At 74.0% G+C, this 20,472-nt stretch carries 24 protein-coding genes; 16 read left to right on the top strand and 8 right to left on the bottom strand.

Going from position 1 to position 20,472, the window contains the following annotated elements; translation table 11 throughout:
* Positions 1–239: 239 nt before the first annotated feature.
* The 3 genes from PIR53_04805 to PIR53_04815 are packed head-to-tail and all read left to right on the top strand — an operon-like array spanning position 240 to position 2,456.
* Positions 240–1,766: a DEAD/DEAH box helicase gene (locus tag PIR53_04805; protein ID WZH53316.1), complete on the top strand. Its 1,527-nt coding sequence runs from the start codon at positions 240–242 to the stop codon at positions 1,764–1,766.
* A 14-nt stretch (positions 1,767–1,780) separates the two neighbouring features.
* Positions 1,781–2,272, top strand: coding sequence for a hypothetical protein (locus PIR53_04810; protein ID WZH53317.1), 492 nt, complete (start codon positions 1,781–1,783; stop codon positions 2,270–2,272).
* A gap of 46 nt (positions 2,273–2,318) precedes the next feature.
* Positions 2,319–2,456, top strand: a complete 138-nt coding sequence (locus PIR53_04815; protein ID WZH53318.1) for a hypothetical protein — start codon at positions 2,319–2,321, stop codon at positions 2,454–2,456.
* Between the two features lie 24 nt (positions 2,457–2,480).
* Here the strand turns inward: PIR53_04815 and soxR are convergent, their stop codons facing one another.
* Complete coding sequence (gene soxR / locus PIR53_04820; protein ID WZH53319.1) at positions 2,481–2,918, bottom strand: redox-sensitive transcriptional activator SoxR; 438 nt, start codon at positions 2,916–2,918, stop codon at positions 2,481–2,483.
* 39 nt (positions 2,919–2,957) lie between these two features.
* Here soxR and PIR53_04825 point away from each other — a divergent pair, with 39 nt between their 5' ends.
* On the top strand, positions 2,958–4,346 hold the full coding sequence (locus tag PIR53_04825) for an MFS transporter (protein ID WZH53320.1): 1,389 nt from the start codon (positions 2,958–2,960) through the stop codon (positions 4,344–4,346).
* A 7-nt stretch (positions 4,347–4,353) separates the two neighbouring features.
* Here the strand turns inward: PIR53_04825 and PIR53_04830 are convergent, their stop codons facing one another.
* Positions 4,354–4,737, bottom strand: a complete 384-nt coding sequence (locus PIR53_04830; GenBank protein ID WZH53321.1) for a MerR family transcriptional regulator — start codon at positions 4,735–4,737, stop codon at positions 4,354–4,356.
* Between the two features lie 66 nt (positions 4,738–4,803).
* Between PIR53_04830 and PIR53_04835 the strand changes: the two genes are divergently transcribed.
* Positions 4,804–5,883, top strand: a complete 1,080-nt coding sequence (locus PIR53_04835; GenBank protein WZH53322.1) for an alkene reductase — start codon at positions 4,804–4,806, stop codon at positions 5,881–5,883.
* A gap of 192 nt (positions 5,884–6,075) precedes the next feature.
* Here PIR53_04835 and PIR53_04840 read toward each other — a convergent pair whose 3' ends face one another.
* The 5 genes from PIR53_04840 to PIR53_04860 form a co-directional block, all read right to left on the bottom strand.
* On the bottom strand, positions 6,076–6,681 hold the full coding sequence (locus PIR53_04840) for an alpha/beta fold hydrolase (protein WZH53323.1): 606 nt from the start codon (positions 6,679–6,681) through the stop codon (positions 6,076–6,078).
* Between the two features lie 91 nt (positions 6,682–6,772).
* Positions 6,773–7,822 carry a glycine betaine ABC transporter substrate-binding protein gene (locus PIR53_04845; protein ID WZH53324.1) on the bottom strand — a complete coding sequence of 350 codons (1,050 nt, stop codon included), beginning with the start codon at positions 7,820–7,822 and terminating at the stop codon, positions 6,773–6,775.
* A 1-nt stretch (position 7,823) separates the two neighbouring features.
* On the bottom strand, positions 7,824–8,669 hold the full coding sequence (locus PIR53_04850) for an ABC transporter permease (GenBank protein WZH53325.1): 846 nt from the start codon (positions 8,667–8,669) through the stop codon (positions 7,824–7,826).
* Positions 8,666–9,910, bottom strand: coding sequence for an ABC transporter ATP-binding protein (locus PIR53_04855; protein WZH53326.1), 1,245 nt, complete (start codon positions 9,908–9,910; stop codon positions 8,666–8,668). The genes PIR53_04850 and PIR53_04855 overlap by 4 nt, the downstream gene beginning before the upstream one ends.
* Positions 9,907–10,551 (bottom strand): ABC transporter permease subunit, encoded by a 645-nt coding sequence (locus tag PIR53_04860; GenBank protein ID WZH53327.1) that lies wholly within the window; start codon positions 10,549–10,551, stop codon positions 9,907–9,909. Before PIR53_04860 ends, PIR53_04855 begins: the two co-directional genes overlap by 4 nt.
* 216 nt (positions 10,552–10,767) lie before the next feature.
* On the opposite strand from PIR53_04860, the gene PIR53_04865 reads away from it, so the two are divergent.
* The 10 genes from PIR53_04865 to PIR53_04910 all read left to right on the top strand — a co-directional run bounded on the left by PIR53_04865 (position 10,768) and on the right by PIR53_04910 (position 18,812).
* Positions 10,768–11,454 carry a maleylpyruvate isomerase family mycothiol-dependent enzyme gene (locus tag PIR53_04865; GenBank protein ID WZH53328.1) on the top strand — a complete coding sequence of 229 codons (687 nt, stop codon included), beginning with the start codon at positions 10,768–10,770 and terminating at the stop codon, positions 11,452–11,454.
* Complete coding sequence (locus PIR53_04870) at positions 11,451–12,872, top strand: mycothione reductase (GenBank protein WZH53329.1); 1,422 nt, start codon at positions 11,451–11,453, stop codon at positions 12,870–12,872. Before PIR53_04865 ends, PIR53_04870 begins: the two co-directional genes overlap by 4 nt.
* 88 nt (positions 12,873–12,960) lie before the next feature.
* Positions 12,961–13,353: a hypothetical protein gene (locus tag PIR53_04875; protein WZH53330.1), complete on the top strand. Its 393-nt coding sequence runs from the start codon at positions 12,961–12,963 to the stop codon at positions 13,351–13,353.
* A gap of 26 nt (positions 13,354–13,379) precedes the next feature.
* Positions 13,380–13,703, top strand: coding sequence for a pyrimidine/purine nucleoside phosphorylase (locus PIR53_04880; protein ID WZH53331.1), 324 nt, complete (start codon positions 13,380–13,382; stop codon positions 13,701–13,703).
* 75 nt (positions 13,704–13,778) lie between these two features.
* Positions 13,779–14,771: a serine hydrolase gene (locus PIR53_04885; GenBank protein WZH53332.1), complete on the top strand. Its 993-nt coding sequence runs from the start codon at positions 13,779–13,781 to the stop codon at positions 14,769–14,771.
* 67 nt (positions 14,772–14,838) lie between these two features.
* Complete coding sequence (locus PIR53_04890) at positions 14,839–15,363, top strand: hypothetical protein (protein ID WZH53333.1); 525 nt, start codon at positions 14,839–14,841, stop codon at positions 15,361–15,363.
* Positions 15,363–16,529 (top strand): glutathione-dependent formaldehyde dehydrogenase, encoded by a 1,167-nt coding sequence (locus PIR53_04895; protein ID WZH53334.1) that lies wholly within the window; start codon positions 15,363–15,365, stop codon positions 16,527–16,529. Before PIR53_04890 ends, PIR53_04895 begins: the two co-directional genes overlap by 1 nt.
* Before the next feature lie 83 nt (positions 16,530–16,612).
* Positions 16,613–17,539 carry an arginase family protein gene (locus PIR53_04900; GenBank protein WZH53335.1) on the top strand — a complete coding sequence of 309 codons (927 nt, stop codon included), beginning with the start codon at positions 16,613–16,615 and terminating at the stop codon, positions 17,537–17,539.
* A gap of 17 nt (positions 17,540–17,556) precedes the next feature.
* A complete protein-coding gene (locus tag PIR53_04905) occupies positions 17,557–17,898 on the top strand; it encodes a DUF2200 domain-containing protein (protein WZH53336.1) in 342 nt (113 codons plus the stop codon).
* The gene (locus tag PIR53_04910; protein ID WZH53337.1) at positions 17,895–18,812 is read left to right on the top strand and encodes an amidohydrolase family protein; all 918 of its coding nucleotides are present in this window, start codon (positions 17,895–17,897) and stop codon (positions 18,810–18,812) included. Before PIR53_04905 ends, PIR53_04910 begins: the two co-directional genes overlap by 4 nt.
* 50 nt (positions 18,813–18,862) lie before the next feature.
* On the opposite strand, the gene PIR53_04915 is transcribed toward PIR53_04910, so the two are convergent.
* Complete coding sequence (locus PIR53_04915; protein WZH53338.1) at positions 18,863–19,768, bottom strand: alpha/beta fold hydrolase; 906 nt, start codon at positions 19,766–19,768, stop codon at positions 18,863–18,865.
* An 82-nt stretch (positions 19,769–19,850) separates the two neighbouring features.
* On the opposite strand from PIR53_04915, the gene PIR53_04920 reads away from it, so the two are divergent.
* Positions 19,851–20,438 carry a DinB family protein gene (locus PIR53_04920; GenBank protein ID WZH53339.1) on the top strand — a complete coding sequence of 196 codons (588 nt, stop codon included), beginning with the start codon at positions 19,851–19,853 and terminating at the stop codon, positions 20,436–20,438.
* Positions 20,439–20,472: the final 34 nt, after the last annotated feature.

A 20,472-nucleotide genomic window follows, 5' to 3' on the forward strand; every position in this document is an offset into this window, starting at 1 on the left:
TCCCACCGTGCGCCGGGACCGACGGGGGTGCGGCGCGTGGCACGCCCCACACGCGTCGTACCCGCGTCGAAGCGGCGGCGTGCGGGTCCGGCGGTTACGCTCGAACCTGCCAGCTCGTCCGGCTCCCGCCGCGGGCTGTCTGCACGTCGAGCACCTGTCGGTGACTCCGTGCGTGGCCGGCCCGAGACCTCGGAGCCCCGGCTGTCGGCGGGACACGTTGCACAGATAGTGGTCTCTTCTTGTCTTCCTTCATCGATCTCGGCGTCCCCGCGCGCCTCGCCGACGTCCTCTCCGGCCTCGGCATCGACACCCCCACCCCCATCCAGGCGGCGACCCTGGGCGACTCGCTCGCCGGTCGCGACGTCCTGGGCCGGGGCCGCACCGGCTCCGGCAAGACCTACGCGTTCCTCCTCCCGCTCGTCGCCCGCCTGTCCGGTGGGCCGAGCGCCCGCCCCGGCGCGCCGCGGGCCCTGATCCTCGCGCCCACCCGGGAGCTCGTCGGCCAGATCGAGGCGTCCCTCGCCCCGCTCGCCGAGGCCGCCGGTCTCTCGACGCGCACCGTCTTCGGCGGCGTCGGCCAGAACCCCCAGGTCACCGCGCTGCGTCGCGGCGTCGACATCGTCGTCGCCTGCCCCGGCCGGCTCGAGGACCTCATCGGCCAGGGCCACTGCTCGCTCGGCTCCGTCGAGGTGACGGTGCTGGACGAGGCCGACCACATGGCCGACCTGGGCTTCCTGCCCGCCGTGCGCCGCCTGCTGGGGCAGACCCCGCGGCAGAGCCAGCGCCTGCTGTTCTCCGCCACGCTCGACAAGGCGATCGACGCGCTGGTCAAGCAGTTCCTGACGAAGCCGGTCACCCACGAGGCCGACTCGGCGCAGTCGCCCGTCGCCGCCATGACCCACCACGTGCTGCACATCGAGCGCGACCACCGCCTGCCGGTGCTCGTCGACCTCACCAGCGCTCCGGGTCGCACGGTCGTCTTCACCCGCACGAAGCACGGCGCGAAGGCCCTCGCCCGCCAGCTCAACCGCAGCGGTGTGCCCGCCGTCGAGCTCCACGGCAACCTCGGGCAGAACGCCCGCACGCGCAACATGGAGGCCTTCCACGACGGTCGCGCGACCGCGCTCGTCGCGACCGACATCGCCGCGCGCGGCATCCACGTCGACGACGTGGCCCTCGTCGTGCACGCCGACCCGCCGACCGAGCACAAGGCCTACCTGCACCGCTCGGGCCGCACCGCCCGGGCCGGCAACGCCGGCACGGTCGTGACGCTGATGACCACCGAGCAGAAGCGCGACGTCCGCGACCTCACGCGCGCCGCGGGCATCAACCCGACGACGACGCGCGTCACCGGCACCGACCACCCCGTGCTCGTCGAGCTCGCCCCCGGCGAGCGCAGCCTGCCGGGCGCCTTCGAGCCGGTCGTGGCCGCGCCCGCCCCAGCGCGCACCTCGACCCGTTCGTCCGACGAGCCCGGCGCGGGCAACGGCGGCGGTGGCCGCAAGCGCAGCCGCCGTCGCGGCGGCAGCGGCTCCGGTGCGGGTGGCTCCGCGGCCGGTGGCTCCGCCGCGGGGGGCCAGCGCTCCGCCACCGGTGGCCAGCGCTCGGGCGGCGCCCGCTCCGGCGGCGGTCAGCGCTCCGGCGGTGCCCGCTCCGGTGGCGGTCAGCGCTCCGGGGGCCAGCGGTCGGGCGGCCAGCGGTCGGGTGCGGCCTCCGGCGGCTCGGGCTCGCACAGCGCGGCGTCGTTCAGCTCCCGGGCCCGCTGACGGCGGTCCGCGACGTGACCGACGACAGCACCGACGTGCCCGGCACCGTCTTCGACTGCCAGATCCAGGCGCGCCTGCGCGACATCAACCTGGCCGGCCACGTCGACAACGTCGAGGCGCTGCGCATCATCGACGAGGCGCGGCTCCTGTTCCTCCACTTCGCCCCGGAGGTGCTGCCCGAGGCGGAGCGTCCCGGCTTGCTCGGGCGCGTCCCGGAGCACGTCACCGAGCTCATGGGGGCGCAGCGCATCGAGTACCACGCCGAGATGCGCTTCGTCGCCTTCCAGCCGTTCCTCGTGCGCCTGTGGGTGCACCGGCTCGGGCGCTCGTCGTTCGGCCTCGGCGTCGAGATGCGCGTCGCTGCCGACCACCCGCCGGCGCTCGTGGCGGAGCACTCGCTCGTGCTGTGGGACCACGAGGCCGGTGCCGCGTGGCCCATGTCCGAGGAGGTGCGCACCGCGCTCGCGGCGTACCAGGGGCCGGGCGTCACCTTCCGCTCGCGCTGACGCGCGACGTCGCGTCCCGCCGTACGGCGCTCAGGGTGCCCGGCCGATGTTCGCCGAGGTGGCCCGGCTCGAGGACGTCGACCTGGTCGACCTCCCGACGGGGCACTGGCCGATGTGGAGCCGGCCCGCCGACCTCGCGCAGGTCGTCCTCGCGGCCACCGGTCGCGACGTACCGGCCGCCTGACCTTGGCGGCCCGCGGTCCCGGCGTCAGCGCTCCAGCCGCACGGCGCCGGGTCCGCGCTCGGCGAGCGCGTCGGCGGGGTTGGCGAGGGAGCACGACCGCAGCGACAGGCAGCCGCAGCCGATGCACTCGTCGAGCGTGTCGCGCAGTGCCTCCAGCTGCGCGATGCGGGCCTCCAGCTCGCCGCGCCAGGTGCGGGACAGCCGGGTCCAGTCGCGCCGCGTGGGGGTGCGGCCCTCGGGCAGTGTCGCCAACGCGCGGGCGATGTCCGCCAGGGGGATGCCCACCCGTTGCGACACCCGGATGAAGGCGAGCCGCCGCAGCACGTCGCGGGAGTAGCGGCGCTGGCCCCCGGAGGTGCGTTCACTCGTGATGAGGCCGTTGCGCTCGTAGAAGTGCAGGGCGGAGACGGCGACGCCCGAGCGGGCTGCCACCTCGCCGGGGGTCAGGGGCGGCGTGGACATTTGACCTGAACCTTAGTTGAGGTCCGAGGATCCGTTCCCGTGACCCTCGCCGATGCCCGTCCCGACCCCGTCTCGTCCCGTCCGCCCGGCTCGCCCTGGGCGCGCCCGTACGGCGCCGTGACCGCCGGCGCCTTCGGGCTGTCCTTCCTCTTCGCCTTCGAGGCGCTCGCGGTCGCCACGGTGATGCCGGCGGTGGCACGCGAGCTGGACGGCCTGGCGCTCTACCCGGTGGCCTTCGCGGCCCCGCTCGCGGCTGCGGTCGTCGCCCTGGTCGTGGCTGGTCCGCTGGCCGACCGGCACGGCCCGTCGCCGGTGCTGCACGGCGGGCTCGTGGTCTTCGCGACCGGAGTGGTCCTGGCCGGCGTCGCGTGGTCGATGCCCGTCTTCCTGCTCGGTCGCCTCGTCCACGGTGCGGGCGGCGGCGTCATCGGCGTCGCGCTCTACGTCGTGGTCGCCGAGGCCTACCCCGCTGCGTTGCGTCCGCGGGTGTTCGCCGTGCTGACCGCGGCCTGGGTGCTGCCGGCCGTGGTCGGGCCCGGGATCGCCGCCCTGGTGGCCGACACGGTGGGCTGGCGATGGGTGTTCCTGGCGGTGCCGGTCCTGGCGGTGGGCGCGCTCGCGCTCGTGCGCCAGGCGGACCTCGCCCGGCCGCGCCGCGAGGAGGCCCCGGGCCCGGAGCCGCGACGCGTGCTGCTGGCCCTGGGGGCTGCGCTCGGCGTGGTCGCGGCGAGTGTCGGCGGGCAGCGCGGCGTCGTGGGTTGGCCGCTGCTCGTGCTGGCGGGGCTGGCGCTCAGCGTGGCGACCGGGGCGCGGCTGCTGCCGCGCGGCGCGTGGACCGGCGGGCGGGGGTTGCCCGCCGTGCTCGGCACCCGGGCCGTGGTGGGGGTGACCTTCCACCTGGCCGAGGTCTACCTGCCGCTGCTGCTCACGCTCGGCCGTGGGCTGTCGCTCGTCGCGGCCGGTGCCGTGCTGACGACCGGCGCCGTCACGTGGTGCCTCGGTGCGGTCCTGGCCTCGCGGTGGCGACGCCTGGCCGACGAGGAGCAGCGGGTGCGCCTCGGCGCCGCGCTCGTCGCGCTGGGTGCCGGGGGAGCGGTGCTCGCCGGGACGTCGGCCGTCCCCCTCGCGGTGCCCGTCGTCGGGTGGGCGGTGGCGGGACTGGGGATCGGGATGGCGTACTCGACCCTGTCGGTGCTCGCCCTCGCGTGTGCTACGGACGGCGAGGCCGGGGCGACCTCGTCCGCCCTCCAGCTCAACGACCACCTGGTCATCAGTGCCGTGCTCGCCCTCGGGGGCGTCGCGTTCGCGGGCTTCGCCTCCGGGGCCCCGGTGCTGGGGGCCACGCTGCTCGTCGCCGCGGCGGCCGCCGTGGGGATGCTGGCCCAGGTCCCGGCTCGGCGCCTCCGCGCACCCGGCGCGACCGCATGAGCCGGGCTCAGGTGCTGCTGGGGGCCGCCGCCTCGAGCGCCGCGCGATGGGTGCGGTTGTGCTCGATCAGCCGCTCGAGCGCGTCGCGCGTCGCGACCAGCTCGGCGATGTGCCCGTCGATCCGGTCGCGCTCCGCCACGAGGCGCTCGAAGGCCGTCGCGGCGGTCTGCGTCGTCGGGGTCTCCATGCAGGGGAGGACCTCGGCGATGGCGCGGCTGGAGAGGCCCGCGGCGTACATGCGCTGGAGGAAGCGCACGCGCTCGACGTCCTCCTCGGTGTAGTGCCGCTGCCCGCTCGCGCTCCGGCTGCTGGTGAGCAGCCCCTGCTCCTCGTAGTAGCGCAGCGAGCGCACGCTCACGTCCGCTCGCGCCGCCAGCTCCCCGATCCTCACGTGTGACCCGCCTCTCCCGTCACGACCCTTGCCTCTGACGTCAGTGTCAGGTTCTAGCGTAGTCGCATGACCTCCTTGTTCGACACCCACCAGCTCGGCCGCCTCACCCTGCCCAACCGCGTCGTGATGGCGCCCATGACCCGCGTCCGTGCCGCCGCCGGCGGGCTCGCGACGCCCTCGATGGCGACCTACTACGCCCAGCGCGCCAGCGCCGGCCTCATCGTGAGCGAGGGCGTGCAGCCCAACGTCGTGGGCCAGTCCAACCCCGGCACGCCGGGTCTGCACACCGACGAGCAGGTCGCGTCGTGGCGCCCCGTCACGGAGGCGGTGCACACCGCCGGCGGCCGCATCTTCGCGCAGATCATGCACGGCGGTCGCGTCTCCCACCACGCCACCACCGGCCTCCAGCCCGTCGGGCCCTCCGCCGTCGCGCTCGGCGCCGACGTGTTCACCCCGACCGGCCCGGCCCCGGCTCCCGAGCCCCGCGCGCTCACCACCGCGGAGGTGCCCGAGCAGGCGCGCTCGTACGCCGAGGCCGCCGCGCGCGCCGTCGACGCGGGCTTCGACGGGGTCGAGCTCCACGGCGCGAACGGTTACCTCATCGCCCAGTTCCTGTCCTCCAACGCCAACGTGCGCACCGACGCCTACGGCGGCTCCGTCACCAACCGCATCCGCTTCGCCGTGGAGGCCGTCGAGGCGACGGTCGACGCGATCGGGGCCGACCGTGTCGGCATCCGCATCTCGCCCGACGCGGGCATCTGGAACGTGCGGGAGACCGAGGTCGAGGAGCTGTACGGCGCACTGTTGGCCGCGCTCGCACCGCTGGGCCTCGCCTACCTCCACCTCGAGGCGACCGCCGCGGAGGACGTGCTCCTCGGTCTGCGCCGCGCCTGGCCGGGCACACTCGTGGTCAACCCGGTGTCGCCGACGAGCCCGCAGCGCGCCGAGCGCGCGGCGGCCGACCGCTGGCTGGGGCTGGGGGCGGACCTCATCAGCTTCGGGCGGGCCTACATCGCCAACCCCGACCTCGTCGAGCGGCTGCGCCACGACCTGCCGCTGGCGGCGGACGACACGGCGACCTACTACGCCGGCGGCGACCGGGGCTACGTCACCTACCCGACCCACGAGGCCACGCCCGTCGGCTGACAGCCTCACCTCCACGGGCGAGTCCTGTTGAGAACCTGCACACGGGGCCGCTATGTTTGTTGAGGTCTCCGCCCGGGTCGCAAGGTCCTGGCGCTCCTCACGCAGCGAGCTCGTGGAGGTCCCCGACTGCGGGGGAGATGGAGCGGCGTCGCTTTCGGCCGTCTCATCTCCCCTGCAGTGGTCGGAGCCTCGTCAGCTCCGGAGGCACTCCGCCACGAACTCCGCCGCACGGCGCTCGAACCGCCCGCCGTGCCGCAGCATCGCGTGCTTGCCGCCCTCCACCACCTCGAACGCCACGTCGGTCGTGCGCGCGATCCGGTCGGCCAGGGCGCGCGCCCGGGCGATCGGCGCGATCCGGTCCTCGTCGCCGTGCACCACGAGCACCTGCCGCCCCCGCAGGTCGGTGCGGTCCTCGGCGAGCACCCACGGGTTGAGGGCCACCACGCAGCGCACCGCGGGTGCGGACCCGGCGAGCAGGGCGGCCCGACCGCCGAGCGAGTGACCGACCAGCGCGACCGGCAGGTCGCCCCACCGCTCCCGCAGCTCCCCGAGCGCCCACCGGACGTCCTCCACCGGCGTACGGCTCGGGTCCCAGCCGCGGTGGGAGTTGAGGAGCCGGTACGTCGCGGCGTCCGGCACCCGACGGGCGACGCGGCGCGCGACGGGCTTCATGCGCAGCACCGACAGCTGGGTGGGGCTGACCATGGGGCTGCCCGGACGCGAACCGCCGCCGTGCAGCACCAGCACGGCGGCGGTCGGGCGCTTGGGTTCGCGGACGGGGATCAGGCGGGGTTGCACAGCGGAGGGGCCTTCCTCGGGGGAGCGGTGCTGGTACCCGCGGCGGGGGCGGACATGCGCCGTACCCCCGCCGCGTCGGTGGACGCCGGGGTCACTCGCCCTCCACGAACCCCTGCTCCTCGAGCCACTGGTAGGCGACCTCGGCCGGCTCCTCGCCGTCGACGTCGACCCGCGCGTTGAGCTCCAACAGCACCTCGTCGGTCAGCTCCTCCGTCACGGGCGCCATCAGCTCCTCGATCTCGGGGTGCTCCTCGGCGGTCTCCTCGCGCAGCACGAGGGAGACGTTGTACTTGGGGAAGTACTCCTGGTCGTCCTCGAGGACGGTGAGGTCGAGCGCCAGGATCCGACCGTCGGTGGTGAAGACCTCGCCGAAGTTGCACTCCCCGCGCGCGGTCGCGTCGTAGATCGCGCCCGTCTGGTACGTGCGCAGGTTGGACTCGGGCGTCCCGTCGGGCTGGTCGAGCGGGATGCCGTAGGTCTCCAGCATCCCCGGCAGGCCGTCGGGGCGGTTGGTGAACTCCGACTCCACGCAGAACGTGCGCTCCTCGACCGGCAGGTCGGCGATCTGCGACATCGACTCGATGCCCAGCCGCTCGGTGACCTCGGGGTTCATGGCGAACGCGTAGGTGTTGTTCATGGGAGCCGGCGGCAGCCACACGAGCTGGTTCTGCTCGAGGTCGGCGTCCCGCACCGCCTCGTACTGCTCCTGCTCGTCCGGGATCGGTTCCGCCTCGCCGAGGTAGGTGATCCAGCCGGTGCCGGTGTACTCCCACATCGCGTCGATCTGGCCGTCGGTCTGGGCCTGGCGGGCGGCCGCGCTGCCGGGGATGTTGGTGAGGTCCGTGACCTCCGCCCCGGCGGACCGCAGGAGGATGATCGCCATCTTCCCGAGGATCACGTTCTCGTTGAAGTTCTTCGACCCGACGGTGATCTCGGCACCGTCGAGCGCGCCGTCGAAGTCGGTCAGGTCGCCGGTGAGCTTCCCGGTGGGCACGTAGCCGCCCGCCGTGCCGAGTGCGCAGCCGGAGAGCAGGGCCCCGGTCGCGACGAGGGCGGCGGTGCCGGCGGCGAGCCGGCGGACGGTGCGGTGCCGGGTGCGTTGCTGGGTGCGGTGCTGGGTGCGGTGGTGCGTGCGGGTCACGTCAGACCCCCTTCGGTCGGTAGGCGAGCTCGAGCAGCCGCCCGATCCACTCGATGAGCAGGGCGAGCAGCGCGATCAGCAGCGCACCGGTGATCATCAGGGAGAAGCGGAACAGCGAGATCCCGGTCTGGAGCACCTCGCCCAGGCCGCCGGCGTCGATGAAGCAGGCCAGCGACGCGGTGCCCGCGATGAGCACGAGGGACGTGCGGATCCCGGCCATGATCACCGGTACGGCGAGGGGCAGCTCGATCTTGCGGAGCGTCTCCGTCGAGGTCATGCCGACACCCCGCGCGGCCTCGACCAGCGTGGGGTCGACGGCCTGGATGCCCGTGATCGTGTTGCGGAGCACCGGGAGGATCCCGTAGAGGCTCAGGCCGATGATCGCCGTCCAGAAGCCACCGCCGAGCCACAGGAAGAGCAGCACGATGAGGCCCACCGACGGCGCCGCCTGACCCGCGTTGGCGATGCCGACGACGAGCGGCGCGGCACGCTTGACCCGGCCACGCGTGAGCGCGATGCCGAGGGGGAGCGACACCACGACGACGATGACCGCCGCGACGACCGTCAGCTGCAGGTGGTCGACGAGCAGCCGCGACAGCGTGCTCCACTTCAGCTGGTTGGCCTCGACCGAGTCGAGCTCGGCGGTCTGGCGCCAGACGAGGAAGCCGATGAAGGCCAGCGCGACGAGCACGGGCGGGACGACGAGCATCGTCACCGTCTCCCGGCTGACGCTCTTGCGCGCGAGCCAGCCGCGCGCGCGGCGATCGGCGGCGTCCGTTCCCTCGTCGGGCCCGCGCCGCTGCTCCTCGGGCGGCCCCGCCGTCGGTTCCAGCGTCTCCGCGCTCACGGCCGCGGCTCCTGGGCCCCAGCGGCCCCAGCGGCCTCGGCCGCCTCCGTGGCGGCGGCCTCCTGGGCGCGGATGTGCTGCGTCACCGACTCGAAGTCGACGACGCCGAGGTACTCGTCACGGTCGCCCGTCACGATCGCGGCGGCGTGGGAGGAGCTGAGCATCGTGTCGAGCGCGTCGTTGAGCGTCGCGCGGCGGTCGAGCGTGACGAGCTCGTCGCGACGCGGCACGTCGATGCGCTGCTGGCGCCGCAGGGTGCGCAGCCAGGGCCACGCGACCGGGCGTCCGCGCTCGTCCAGCACGACGACGCAGTCCTGGCGGGCGGCCTCGGCGCGTCGTACGGCGTCGGCGGCGTCGTCGCCCTGCCGGGCGGTCGTCCACTCGCCCAGCCGCAGCTCGTTGACGCGGGACAGGCTGAGCTGCTTGAGGGTCGAGCCCGCGCCGACGAAGTCGGCCACGAAGTCGTTGGCGGGGGCGGCGAGCACGTTCTCGGGGGTGTCGTACTGCTCGATGTGCGCGCCCTCGGAGAAGATCAGGATGCGGTCGCCGAGCTTGATGGCCTCGTCGATGTCGTGGGTGACGCACACGATGGTCTTGCCGAGCTCGCGCTGGATGCTCAGCATCTCGTCCTGGAGTCGCTGCCGCGTGATGGGGTCGACGGCGCCGAACGGCTCGTCCATGAGCACGACCGGCGGGTCGGCGGCCAGGCCGCGGGCCACGCCGACGCGCTGCTGCTGGCCGCCGGAGAGCTCGCGGGGGTAGCGGTCGCGGTACTTGGCCGGGTCGAGCCCGACGAGGTCGAGCAGCTCCTCCGTGCGGTCGGCGATCTTCTGCTTGGACCACTTGAGCAGCTTCGGGACGACGGCGATGTTGTCCGCGACGGTCATGTGGGGGAAGAGGCTGCCGCCCTGGATGACGTAGCCGATCGTGCGGCGCAGCTCGTCGGCGTCGCGGCCGCGGATGTCCTCGCCGCCGATCGTGATCGTGCCGGAGGTCGGCTCGATGAGGCGGTTGATCATCTTCAGCGACGTCGTCTTGCCGCAGCCCGAGGGGCCGATGAACATGACGACCTCCCCGGCCGGCACGGTCAGCGACAGGCTCTGGACGGCGGGCGCCTTCTGGCCGGGGTACTTCTTGACGACGTCGGTCAGCTCGATCTCGACGCCGCTGATGCGACGCCCGGCGCGGTCGTCGCCCTCGTCGCGGGGCTGGGGGCTGGCGGTCGTGTCCTGGGTCGTCATGCGACGCGGACTCCCTTCGAGATGGTGAGGCGCCCGAGCGCGAGGAGCAGGAGGTCGGCCACGAGGGCGACGATGACGATGCCGACCGTGCCGACGACGGCGTAGTTGAGGGCGTTGGCGCCGCCGGTCTGCACGAGACCGGTCCAGATGTAGGAGCCGAGGCCGGGCCCGAGCACGTAGGCCGCGATCGCGGCGATGCCCATCGACATCTGCATCGAGGTGCGCACGCCGGCCAGGATCACCGGCCAGGCGAGCGGGATCTGCACCGTGAGCAGCACGCCGACCGGGCCCATGCCCATGCCGCGGGCCGACTCCAGCAGGGTCTGGTCGACACCCGCGAGCCCGACCACGGCGTTCCGCAGGACCGGGAGCACGGCGTAGAACACGACGCAGAGGAAGGCCGTCGTGGTGCCGAGGCCCGACAGGGGCAGGAGCAGGCCGACCAGGGCGAACGACGGCAGCGTGAGGCCGACGGCCGAGACGGCGTTGGCGACGGGTTCCAGGGCCCGGAAGCGGTTGATGAGGACCGCCAGTGCGATCGCGATGATGGTCGCGACGAGCACGCACTGGAAGACCAGGTTGGCGTGTTGGAGCATGTCGAAGGCGATCTGTCGTCGCCGCTCCGCGATGAAGTCGTCCACGCAGCGTTCCTTCCGGCCGTCCTGCAGGATCCGGCACGGAGCCGTGCCGGCGAATCGCGCTTCTCTACCCCCGGGTCACGGGGCTACACCCGAAAGTTGGTGTTGATGTTCATCGACCCGCGCCGACGGGTCCGCGCCGGTGAGCATTTCGCCATCCCTGCTCCAATGGCGGCAGGGGTCGAGCAGACGGCCCACGACCAGGCGGGACGGTGTGACATGGCGGGAGACGCGGACGCGGCACGGGAGTGGCGCGAGGCCTACGAGCGGGTGAGCGGGCTCGTCGCCACGACCCAGCTGCGGGACCCCGGAGCGCTGGAGCGCGCGGTGCCGGCCACGCCCGACTGGCGGGCGCGGGACCTGGTGGCGCACATGATCGGCGTCGGCAGCGACACCCTCGGTGACGCCGTCGACGAGGAGCACGGCGAGGCCTGGACGCAGCGGCACGTGGAGGCGCGGCGCGACCGCACGGTGCCCGAGCTGCTGGAGGAGTGGAGCGACCTCGCCCCGCGGATCGAGGAGCACGTGGCGACCGCGGACCCCGGGCCGCTCGGTGACGTCGTCATCCACGAGCAGGACCTCCGCGGCGCGCTCGGCGCGCCCGGTGGTCGCGCCTCGGGCGGGCTGGCGATGGTGCGCGAGGAGATGGCCGGGACGTTCGCCAAGGCGCTGGACGGACGGGGCCCGGTGCGCCTCGAGGCAACGGACGAGGACTGGACGTGGCAGTCGGCGGACGGCGATCCCGCGGTCGTGCTGCGGGCGCCGGGCTACGACGTCGCCCGAGCGCTCACGTCGCGCCGCACCGAGGAGCAGCTGCGGTCCTACGTCACGGCCGGTGACGTGACGCCGTTCCTCGACGACTTCGCCGGCCTCGGTCCGCTGCCCGCGCAGCCCCTGCCCGAGTGAGCGCCCACTACGACGTCGTCGTCCTCGGCGCCGGTTCCGGCAACACGGTGATCGACGACCGCTTCTCCCACCTGCGCGTGGCCATCGTCGAGCGCGGTCCCTTCGGGGGCACCTGCGTCAACCGGGGCTGCATCCCGTCGAAGATGTACGTGCACGCCGCCGATCTGCTGACCGGCGCGGCGCGGGGCCCCGCCCTCGGCGTACGCACCGCGGCTCGAGCCGCCGACCAGGCGGCGTGGGAGCGGCTGCGCGGCCGCATCACCTCCCGCATCGATGCGGTGGCGGAGAGCGGTGAGGAGTACCGGCGGGGGCTCGACTTCGTCGACGTCCTCACCGGGACGGGACGTTTCACGGGTCCGGGCGCGCTCGAGGTCGAGGACGCCGGTGGAGGCGTCACCGCGATCACGGCCGACCAGGTCGTCATCGCGACCGGCAGCCGACCGGTGGTGCCCGACCTGCCGGGCCTCCACGACGTCCCGCACGTCACGAGCGACACCGTCATGCGGCTGGAGGAGCTGCCGCGGCGGATGGTGGTGCTCGGTGGCGGGTACGTCGGCTGCGAGCTCGCCCACGTCTTCGCCGCGCTGGGGGTGGAGGTCGTGCAGGTCGAGAGCGAGGACCTGCTGCTGTCCGCGCAGGATGCCGACGTCGCCGAGCTGGTGACGCGCGCGGCCCGGGACCGCTGGGACGTGCGCACCGGGGCGCGGCTCGAGCGCGCAGAGCTCCTGGACGACGGCTCCGCCCGTCTCGAGCTCGACGACGGCACCCACCTCGAGACCGATCTCGTGCTCGTCGCCATCGGCCGGCAGACCAACGCCGACCTCCTCGACCTCGACCGCGCCGGGGTGCCCGTGGACGACGACGGTCGCGTGGTCGTGGACGAGCACCAGCGCGCCGCGGACGGCGTCTGGGCCCTGGGTGACGCGAGCAGCTCGCCGCCGCTCAAGCACGTGGCCAACCAGGACGCGCGGGTCGTGCAGCACAACCTGCTCCACCCCGACGACCTGGTGATCAGCGACCACCGCCACGTCCCGCAGGCCGTCTTCACCGAGCCGCAGGTCGCCTCGGTCGGGCTCACCGAGGCGGCGGCCCGCGAGCAGGGGATCGACCTGGCCGTCGGGCGCAAGGACGTCGCGGACACGGCCTACGGCTGGGCCCTGCAGACCGATCCGGACGACGACGACCCGGCCGGCCCCGGCGGCTTCGCGAAGGTGCTCGTCGACCGCCGCACCGGGCTGCTCGTCGGGGCGCACGTCGTGGGGCCGATGGCGGCGACGCTGATCCAGCCGCTCATCCAGGCCATCAGCAGCGACGTACCGGTGCGGGGGCTGGCGCGGGGGCAGTACTGGATCCACCCCGCACCCACCGAGCTCGTCGAGGGCGCGCTGCTGGCGGCGGAGGAGGAGCTGGGCGGGTGACACTTTCCCCGGTCAGCCGGGGAACACGCCGCTTTGACCATCAAAGTTGATGGTCAAAGCGGTCGGTTCGGTGCAGGCTGATGCCGAAATGGGACGAGATCGCGGGGAGACGTTCGCGCAGATCGTCGCGCGCACGCTGGCCGAACCGCCCCGGCCCGAGCCGGAGGACCCGTCGACGCCGCGGCTGCCGGACGGGCGCCGGCTCACCGAGGTGCGGTCGGCGCTGACGCCCGACGAGGCGCGCGACCTCGTCGCCGGCGGGGCGCTCCTCGCGTTCGAGGGCTGCGGCTGCGGTGGGGGACCGGGCTGCGAGCCGCGGTGGTACGACGCGGACGAGCGCCGCCGGGCGACCACCGTCGTGCCACGGATCCGCGCCAAGACGCACCCGGGCTGGATCGACCTCTGGAGCCCGGTGGACGACGCCGCGACGCACGTCGTCCACGTCCACGGCGAGGTGCTCTGGGGCGACCTCATGTGGTGAGCGCGGCCCCTCTAGGCTCACGGCCCGTGACCAGCGACGACGCGACCTACGCGAACGTGACCCTCGACCCGCGCGCCAACGTCTACTTCGACGGTGGCTGCGTGAGCCACACCTTCCACCTGGCCGACGGGACGCGGAAGTCCGCCGGGGTCATCTTCCCGGGCTCGTTCGAGTTCGGCACCGGGGAGCCCGAGGTCATGGAGCTCAACGCGGGCCGCTGCCGGGTGCTGCTGCCCGGCGCCGACGGCTGGGTCGAGCACGGCGCGGGCGAGTCGTTCGCGGTGCCCGGCGACGCGTCGTTCTCGATCGAGGTGCTGGAGACGCTGGGATACGTCTGCCACTACGGCTGACGCGCGTCGAACGGCTAGCGTGCCGGTCTCGTAAATCGGGTGACCGGGCGCACCCCGCGCCGTACGGTCGCGGCCATGGCCATCGACACCGCCGCCCTGCACGATGCCGCGCTGGACACCGGGTTCACCGGCGCCGTGCGGGTCGACCGTGGTGACGAGGTGCTCCTCGACCGGGCCTACGGTTTGGCCGACCGGGCGCACGGGGTGGTGGCCACGACGGAGCACCGGTACGGCGTGGCGAGCGTCGCGAAGGGCGTCACGGCCCTCGCCGTGGCGAGCCTCGTCGAGGAGGGGCTCCTCGGGTGGGACGACCCGGTGCGCCCCGTGCTGGGCGACGACCTCCCGCTCGTCGACGACGCCGTCACCGTCGACCACCTGCTGGCCCACCGCTCGGGGATCGGGGACTACATCGACGAGGCGGCAGGCGGCGAGATCACCGACCACGTGCTGACCCGCCCGGTGCACGAGCTGGACGACACCGAGGCGTTCCTCCCCGAGCTCGACGGCCGGCCGCAGGTGTCGGCGCCGGGCGCCACGTTCGCCTACAACAACTCCGGCTACGTGCTCCTCGCCCTCGTGGCGCAGCGCGTCAGCGGCGTCGCGTTCACGGCGCTGGCGCGGCAGCGCGTGCTCGAGCCCGCCGGCATGACGCGCAGCGGCTACCCGCGCACCGACGAGCTGCCGGGCGACGTCGCGCGCGGCTACCTCGCCGCCGACGGCCTCCGCACCAACGTGCTCCACCTGCCCGTCCGGGGGAGCGGTGACGGCGGCCTCGTGACCACCACGGCCGACCTCGCCCGTTTCTGGCGCGCGCTCCGCGCCCACCGCATCGTCGGCGAGCCGACCGTCCGACGCCTCCTCGAGCCGACGGCGGACGTGCCGGACGAGCAGATGCGCTACGGGCGGGGCTTCTGGCTCACCGAGGACGCGGCCACGGTGGTGCTGGAGGGGTACGACGCGGGTGTCTCCGCCCGCACCAGCCACGACCCCGACGGCGACGTCGTCGTGACGGTGGTGGCGACGACGGCAGAAGGCGCGTGGCCCGTGCTGGCGGCGCTCCGCCACTGAGCGGCAGCCCCCCGTGCGGGGCGCCGTGGGGCGGGTACCGGTCCTCCACGGCAACCGAGGAGGGCTCATGGCATCACCGCTGGGTGGAGACGGATCACCGGCGCGCCGCGTCGTCGACGCGGCGCTCCGGACGGGGCAGACGCTGGTCGACAAGGTCCTCCCGGGCGACCACGCCGCGGGTGACGCCGACGCGCGCCGCGTGCTGACCATCGGGTGCGACGCCGACACGCTGCGTGACCTGTGGGGCGACCCGGTGCGGCTCGCACGCGTGCTCGCGGAGCCCTACACGGGCGACCCGTCGACGTGGACGGTCGACGAGGTGGCGGTGGTCGACGGCGTGGTCCGCTTCCGGGCGCGCTCGGGCCAGGAGCAGCCGCTCACGGCGAGCGGCGAGGTGACGTTCCGACCGGCGCCCCAGGACCTCGGCACCGAGGTGACCCTGGCGCTCGAGCTGGACGGGCCCGACCTGGCCGCCGGCGCCGCGGCGCACAAGGCGCTCCGGCGCGCGAAGGCGCTCGCGGAGACCGGGGAGGTCCCGACGCTGGCCCACAACCCGTCCGCGCGGCACCGTCCCGAGGGAGGCGAGGGCTGATGCGTGCGCTGACCTGGCAGGGCGTCAACCAGCTGAGCGTGGAGACGGTCCCCGACCCGCGGATCGTGAACCCCCACGACGTGGTCCTGCGCGTGCGACGCAGCGCGGTCTGCGGGTCCGACCTCCACTTCATCGGGGGCTACATCCCGACCATGCGCGAGGGCGACGTCATCGGGCACGAGTTCGTGGGCGACGTCGTCGAGGTCGGATCGGAGGTCACCGGCGTCGGGGTGGGCGACCGCGTCGTCGTACCGTCGTTCATCGGCTGCGGCGCCTGCTGGCACTGCACCCACGACGAGTGGTCGCTCTGCGACAACTCGCACCCCAAGCCCGAGCTGTCGGAGGTGGCGCTCGGCTACCCGACGGGCGGGATCTACGGCTACACGCACGCGTTCGGGGGGTACGCGGGCTCCAGCGCGGAGTACGTCCGCGTCCCGTACGCCGCGTCCAACTGCTTCGTCGTCCCCGAGAGCATCACGGACGACCAGGCCGTGTTCGTCTCCGACGCCGCGCCGACCGGCTGGATGGGTGCCGACTTCGCCGACATCCGGCCCGGTGACACGGTCGCCGTCTGGGGCTGCGGCGGGGTCGGCCTGATGGCCCAGAACGCAGCGCGGATCATGGGCGCCGGGCGGGTGATCGGCATCGACCTGCTGCCGGAGCGCCTCGCCCTGGCCCGGGAGATCGGGTCGGAGACGGTCGACCTGCGCTCGGTCGGCTCGCTGCAGGAGACGTTGCGCGACCTCACCGGCGGACGCGGACCGGACTCCTGCATCGAGGCCGTCGGCATGGAGGCGCAGGGCCGCGGGCTGCAGGGCGCCTACGACAAGGTGAAGCAGGCGGTGCGGCTCGAGACCGACCGCGCCACACCGTTGCGCGAGGCGGTGCTGGCCTGCCGCAAGGGCGGCACGGTGGCGGTCATCGGCGTCTGGGGCCTGCTCGACAAGTTCCCGATGGGCGCGGTGATGAACAAGGGCCTGACCGTGCGCTCGGCCCAGCAGCACGGTCAGGCCTACGTGCCGACGTTGCTCGAGCACGTGGCGGCGGGCGCGCTGCGCACCGACCTCCTCGCGACGCACGTGATGCCGCTCGAGCAGGGGCCCGAGGGCTACGCGATGTTCAAGGAGAAGGCGGACGGGTGCGTGCGGGCGGTCTTCGCGCCCTGAGGTGTCGGCGGCCGGCCGGGGGGGCGGCCGGCGTCACCCGGAGGTGGATTGTCGAGCACGGGGCGAGAGCGGAGGATCCGGACATGGTCGAGGTGCTGAACGTCCTCGGGGTGCCGACGAGCGCAGGGGCCTACGCCCCGGGCCAGGAGCGCGCCCCCAGCGCGTTCCGTGAGCACGGGCTGGTCGAGGCGCTGGCGTCGACGGGCTGGTGGGTGCGGGACCGTGGTGACGTCCACGGGGTGCGGTGGCGGCCGGACCCGGATCGGCCGGAGGCGATGAACGTGCCGGACGTCGTCGAGGTGGCCCGGTCCGCCGCCCGCCGGGTCGGCCAGCTGCTCGACGCGGGGGAGCACGTGCTCGTGCTGGGCGGTGACTGCTCGATCGAGGTGGGCGTCGTGGCGGGTGCGCTGGCGTCGGGTGCGTCGGTCGGGCTCGTCTACATCGACCTCGACGCCGACCTCAAGGTGCCGGAGACGGGCGAGGGGGCCCTCGACTGGATGGGGGTGGCGCACCTCCTCGACGTCCCGGGCGCGGACCCGTCGGTGGCGGGCCTGGGCCCGTGGCGACCGATGCTCGCGGGCAGCGACGTGCTGCTGCTGTCCCCGGGCAACATCACCGACTCCGAGGCGGAGATCGTGCGGGAGCGGGGGATCGAGGTGATCCCGCTGGCCGAGGTGCACGACGACCCCGTCGCCGCGGCGGACCGGGCGGCCGCCTGGGCCTCGCGGCACGACCGCCTGCTCGTGCACGTCGACGTCGACGTGCTGCGCTGGGTCGACTTCCCGATCGCGGAGAACAGCCGACGCGCGGACGGGCTCACGCTCGACGAGCTCGGCGCCGTACTGGGTCGGCTCGTGGCCGCGCCCGCCTGGCGCGCCCTCACCGTGTGCGAGGTGAACCCCGACCACGCGCCCGACGAGGCGGCGTCGTTCGCGCGGCTCAACCGGATGCTGGCCGAGGCGTTCAGCCGCTGTCCCGCGGCCGGATCCCACCACGGGGGGCGGGCCTAGCGGCCTACGCTGACGCCGTGCACCGCATCTTCACGACCGCCGTGGCCGACGTCTACCCGCACTACGTGGCCAAGGTCGAGCGCAAGGGGCGCACGCGGGCCGAGCTCGACGAGGTCGTCACGTGGCTGACGGGGTTCGACGAGGTCACCCTCCAGCGGCACCTCGACGAGCGCACGACGTTCGCCGACTTCTTCGCCGCAGCGCACCTCAACCCGGGGACCGCGCTCATCACGGGCTCGGTCTGCGGGGTGAAGGTGCAGGAGGTCGAGGACCCGCTCATGCGCAAGATCCGCTACCTCGACAAGCTGGTCGACGAGCTCGCCAAGGGGCGGCCGATGACGAAGGTGCTGCGGTCGTGATCGACGCCCACCTGCACGTCGTCGACTTCCTGCAGCACCCCGTCGACGCGGGCGAGCTGGCGGCCGCGCTGGATCCGGGCAATGCGGCGGCCCTCGCTGACGGCGCCGTCGTCTTCGGCCTGCCGGTCAAGAAGAAGTGGGCGCTCTCCGAACCCGAGCGCCCGACCTACTACCTCGACGACAACGCTCCCTGCGCCACCTACAGCCTCACCGACGAGCTCGTCGCCACCGTGGTGGCCGGCCTCCCCGCCTCGGTGCGCCCCCACGTCGCGCCGCTGATCTGCGGTTTCGACCCCACGGACCGGCTCGGGGTGGAGCACGTCGTCACGATGAGCGAGCGGCACGACGGGTGGCGGGGGATCGGCGAGGTGCTCCTGCGCCACGACGACCTGACGGAGCTGACCTACGGCGAGAACGCCCGGGCGGGGCACCCCGCCCTCGACCCCGTGCTCGAGCTCTGCCGCGACCACGACTGGCCGCTCACGTTCCACCAGGACGCGAGCTCGGCGGGCCGCAGCGGCCGGTACGAGTACCTCGGCGAGGTGCGCGGCATGCTCGCCCGCCACCCCGACGTCGACCTGGTCTGGGCACACGCCGGGGTCGGTCGCCGCGTGCGCCCCGAGGGTCTCCCGGACCTGTTCGACGGTCTCCTCGGCGACCACCCGCGGTTGCACGTCGACCTGTCCTGGGAGCTGTACGACGCGGTCGTCGGCGACGCCGGACCCGAGGCCGCCTGGCTCGACCTGGTGGCGCGGCGGTCGGACCGGTTCGTGCTCGGCAGCGACGTGTTCGGCGCGTTGGACGGGCACGCCGAGGCTTTGGGCCGCTGGCAGCGGTTGACCGACCGCCTCCCGGACGCGGCGCGGAGCCGGGTCGAGTCCGAGAACGCGCGCCGGCTCTGGTGGCGCGCCTGAGCCGGAAGTCGTGAGGCCGTGCGGCCGTGTGGTGGTGTGGTGGTGCGGTCTCAGTTCACCGGCACGTGCCGGGCCAGGAACTCCAGGTAGTCGCCGACCGCCCGGTCGAACGGGGCGCCGACGTACACGTCGAAGTGACCGACCGGGTAGGAGAGCAGCTCGACCCGAGGCGACCGACGGAGCTGGCGCCGCGCCGTACGGGCCGGGGCGACCGTGTCCTCCTCGCAGAGGGCGACCAGCGTCGGGCAGTGGATGCGGCGGGCGCGGCGACCGGGTCCGTAGAAGAACACGTCGAGCGCGGAGCGGGCGGTCAGGCGGTTGTCGTGGTCGGGCGCCCCGGCGGAGATGGCCTCGACGCCCGGCACCGCGTCGGCGCTCGTCATGAAGGCGGGCGTGCCGGGCGGCGCCGCGGCCGGCAGATAGGTGGGGCTCGCGCCGCGGCGTCCGCGCACCCAGTCGCGCAGGGCGCTGGCGGTCACGCGGACGCTCGTGCGGGTGTCGACGGCGAGCGAGGACGCGATGCCGTCGGTGAAGGGGCACTGCGCCACCGCTGCCGTGACGCGGCGGTCCGTGGCCGCCAGCGTGATCGCGTGACCGCCGCCGAAGCTCGTGCCCCACACGACGACGCGGTCGGGGTCGACCTCCGGCAGCGTGCGCGCGTGGCTGATCGCCGCGTCCCAGTCGGCGAGCTGACGACGCACCGAGAGCAGCTGGCGGGGCTCGCCCGTGCTGCCGCCGAAGTGGCGGTAGTCGAACACGAGGCAGGCGTAGCCCGCCGCGGCGAAGCGCTCGGCGTAGGGCGCGAGCCCCATCGTGCGGGTCCCGCCGAGGCCGTGCGCCATGACGACGACCGGCGCGGGACCCTGACCGGCGGCCGGCGGGTAGAGCCAGGCGGCGCAGGTCTCGCCCTCGACGGTGAACTCGATGTCGCGTCGGGTCATGGTCGTCTCCGTCATCGCGTCGCCGGGCTGCTATCGACACGAATTCAACAGCTCGCGAGGGGTGCGGTGCACCCCCCGATCGGTCTAGGTTCGCCGGGTGGACGACCTCAAGGACGTGCTGAAGCGCTACCTCGACCGCGAGCGCCGCGCGCTGCTGTGGAAGCTCGACGGGCTGAGCGAGCGTGACCAGCGTTGGCCGGCCACCAGCACCGGCACCAACCTGCTCGGGCTGGTCAAGCACGTCGCGTTCACGCAGGCGGGCTACCTCGGTGACGTCTTCGGGCGGCCCCTGCCGGACAAGCCCGCCTGGATGGTCGAGGCGGACGCGGACGACTCCGAGGCCAACCTCGACATGTGGGCCTCCTCGGAGGAGACGCCCGAGGAGATCGTCGCGCTCTACGAGCGGGTCAATGCGCACGCGGACGCCACGATCGCGGCACTCGACCTGGAGACGGTCGGGCACGTGCCGTGGTGGGGCCCGTCCGGGGACACGACCCTGCAGCGGGTGCTCGTCCACCTCGTCGCAGAGGTCGCCCGGCACGCCGGGCACGCCGACATCCTCCGCGAGACCCTCGACGGCGGCCGGGGTCTCGTCGACGGGAACCCCAACCTGCCGGACGAGGACGAGGAGTGGTGGGAGCGGTACGTCGCCCGCCTGCGCACCGTCGCGGAGGCCGCGGGCTGAGCCGACCCCGGCTCGTCCCCACGGCCCTGCTCCC

Source organism: Nocardioides alkalitolerans (genome assembly GCA_038184435.1).
In the GTDB taxonomy this organism is placed as follows: domain Bacteria; phylum Actinomycetota; class Actinomycetes; order Propionibacteriales; family Nocardioidaceae; genus Nocardioides; species Nocardioides alkalitolerans_A.

Bases quoted from the DNA above. Each gene is read 5' to 3' on its own strand.
- PIR53_04815 (WZH53318.1), top strand. From the start codon at position 2,319: ATGTTCGCCGAGGTGGCCCGGCTCGAGGACGTCGACCTGGTCGACCTC.
- soxR (WZH53319.1), bottom strand. From the start codon at position 2,918: ATGTCCACGCCGCCCCTGACCCCCGGCGAGGTGGCAGCCCGCTCGGGC.
- PIR53_04835 (WZH53322.1), top strand. From the start codon at position 4,804: ATGACCTCCTTGTTCGACACCCACCAGCTCGGCCGCCTCACCCTGCCC.
- PIR53_04855 (WZH53326.1), bottom strand. From the start codon at position 9,910: ATGACGACCCAGGACACGACCGCCAGCCCCCAGCCCCGCGACGAGGGC.
- PIR53_04865 (WZH53328.1), top strand. From the start codon at position 10,768: ATGGCGGGAGACGCGGACGCGGCACGGGAGTGGCGCGAGGCCTACGAG.
- PIR53_04875 (WZH53330.1), top strand. From the start codon at position 12,961: ATGGGACGAGATCGCGGGGAGACGTTCGCGCAGATCGTCGCGCGCACG.
- PIR53_04885 (WZH53332.1), top strand. From the start codon at position 13,779: ATGGCCATCGACACCGCCGCCCTGCACGATGCCGCGCTGGACACCGGG.
- PIR53_04890 (WZH53333.1), top strand. From the start codon at position 14,839: ATGGCATCACCGCTGGGTGGAGACGGATCACCGGCGCGCCGCGTCGTC.
- PIR53_04895 (WZH53334.1), top strand. From the start codon at position 15,363: ATGCGTGCGCTGACCTGGCAGGGCGTCAACCAGCTGAGCGTGGAGACG.
- PIR53_04900 (WZH53335.1), top strand. From the start codon at position 16,613: ATGGTCGAGGTGCTGAACGTCCTCGGGGTGCCGACGAGCGCAGGGGCC.
- PIR53_04915 (WZH53338.1), bottom strand. From the start codon at position 19,768: ATGACGGAGACGACCATGACCCGACGCGACATCGAGTTCACCGTCGAG.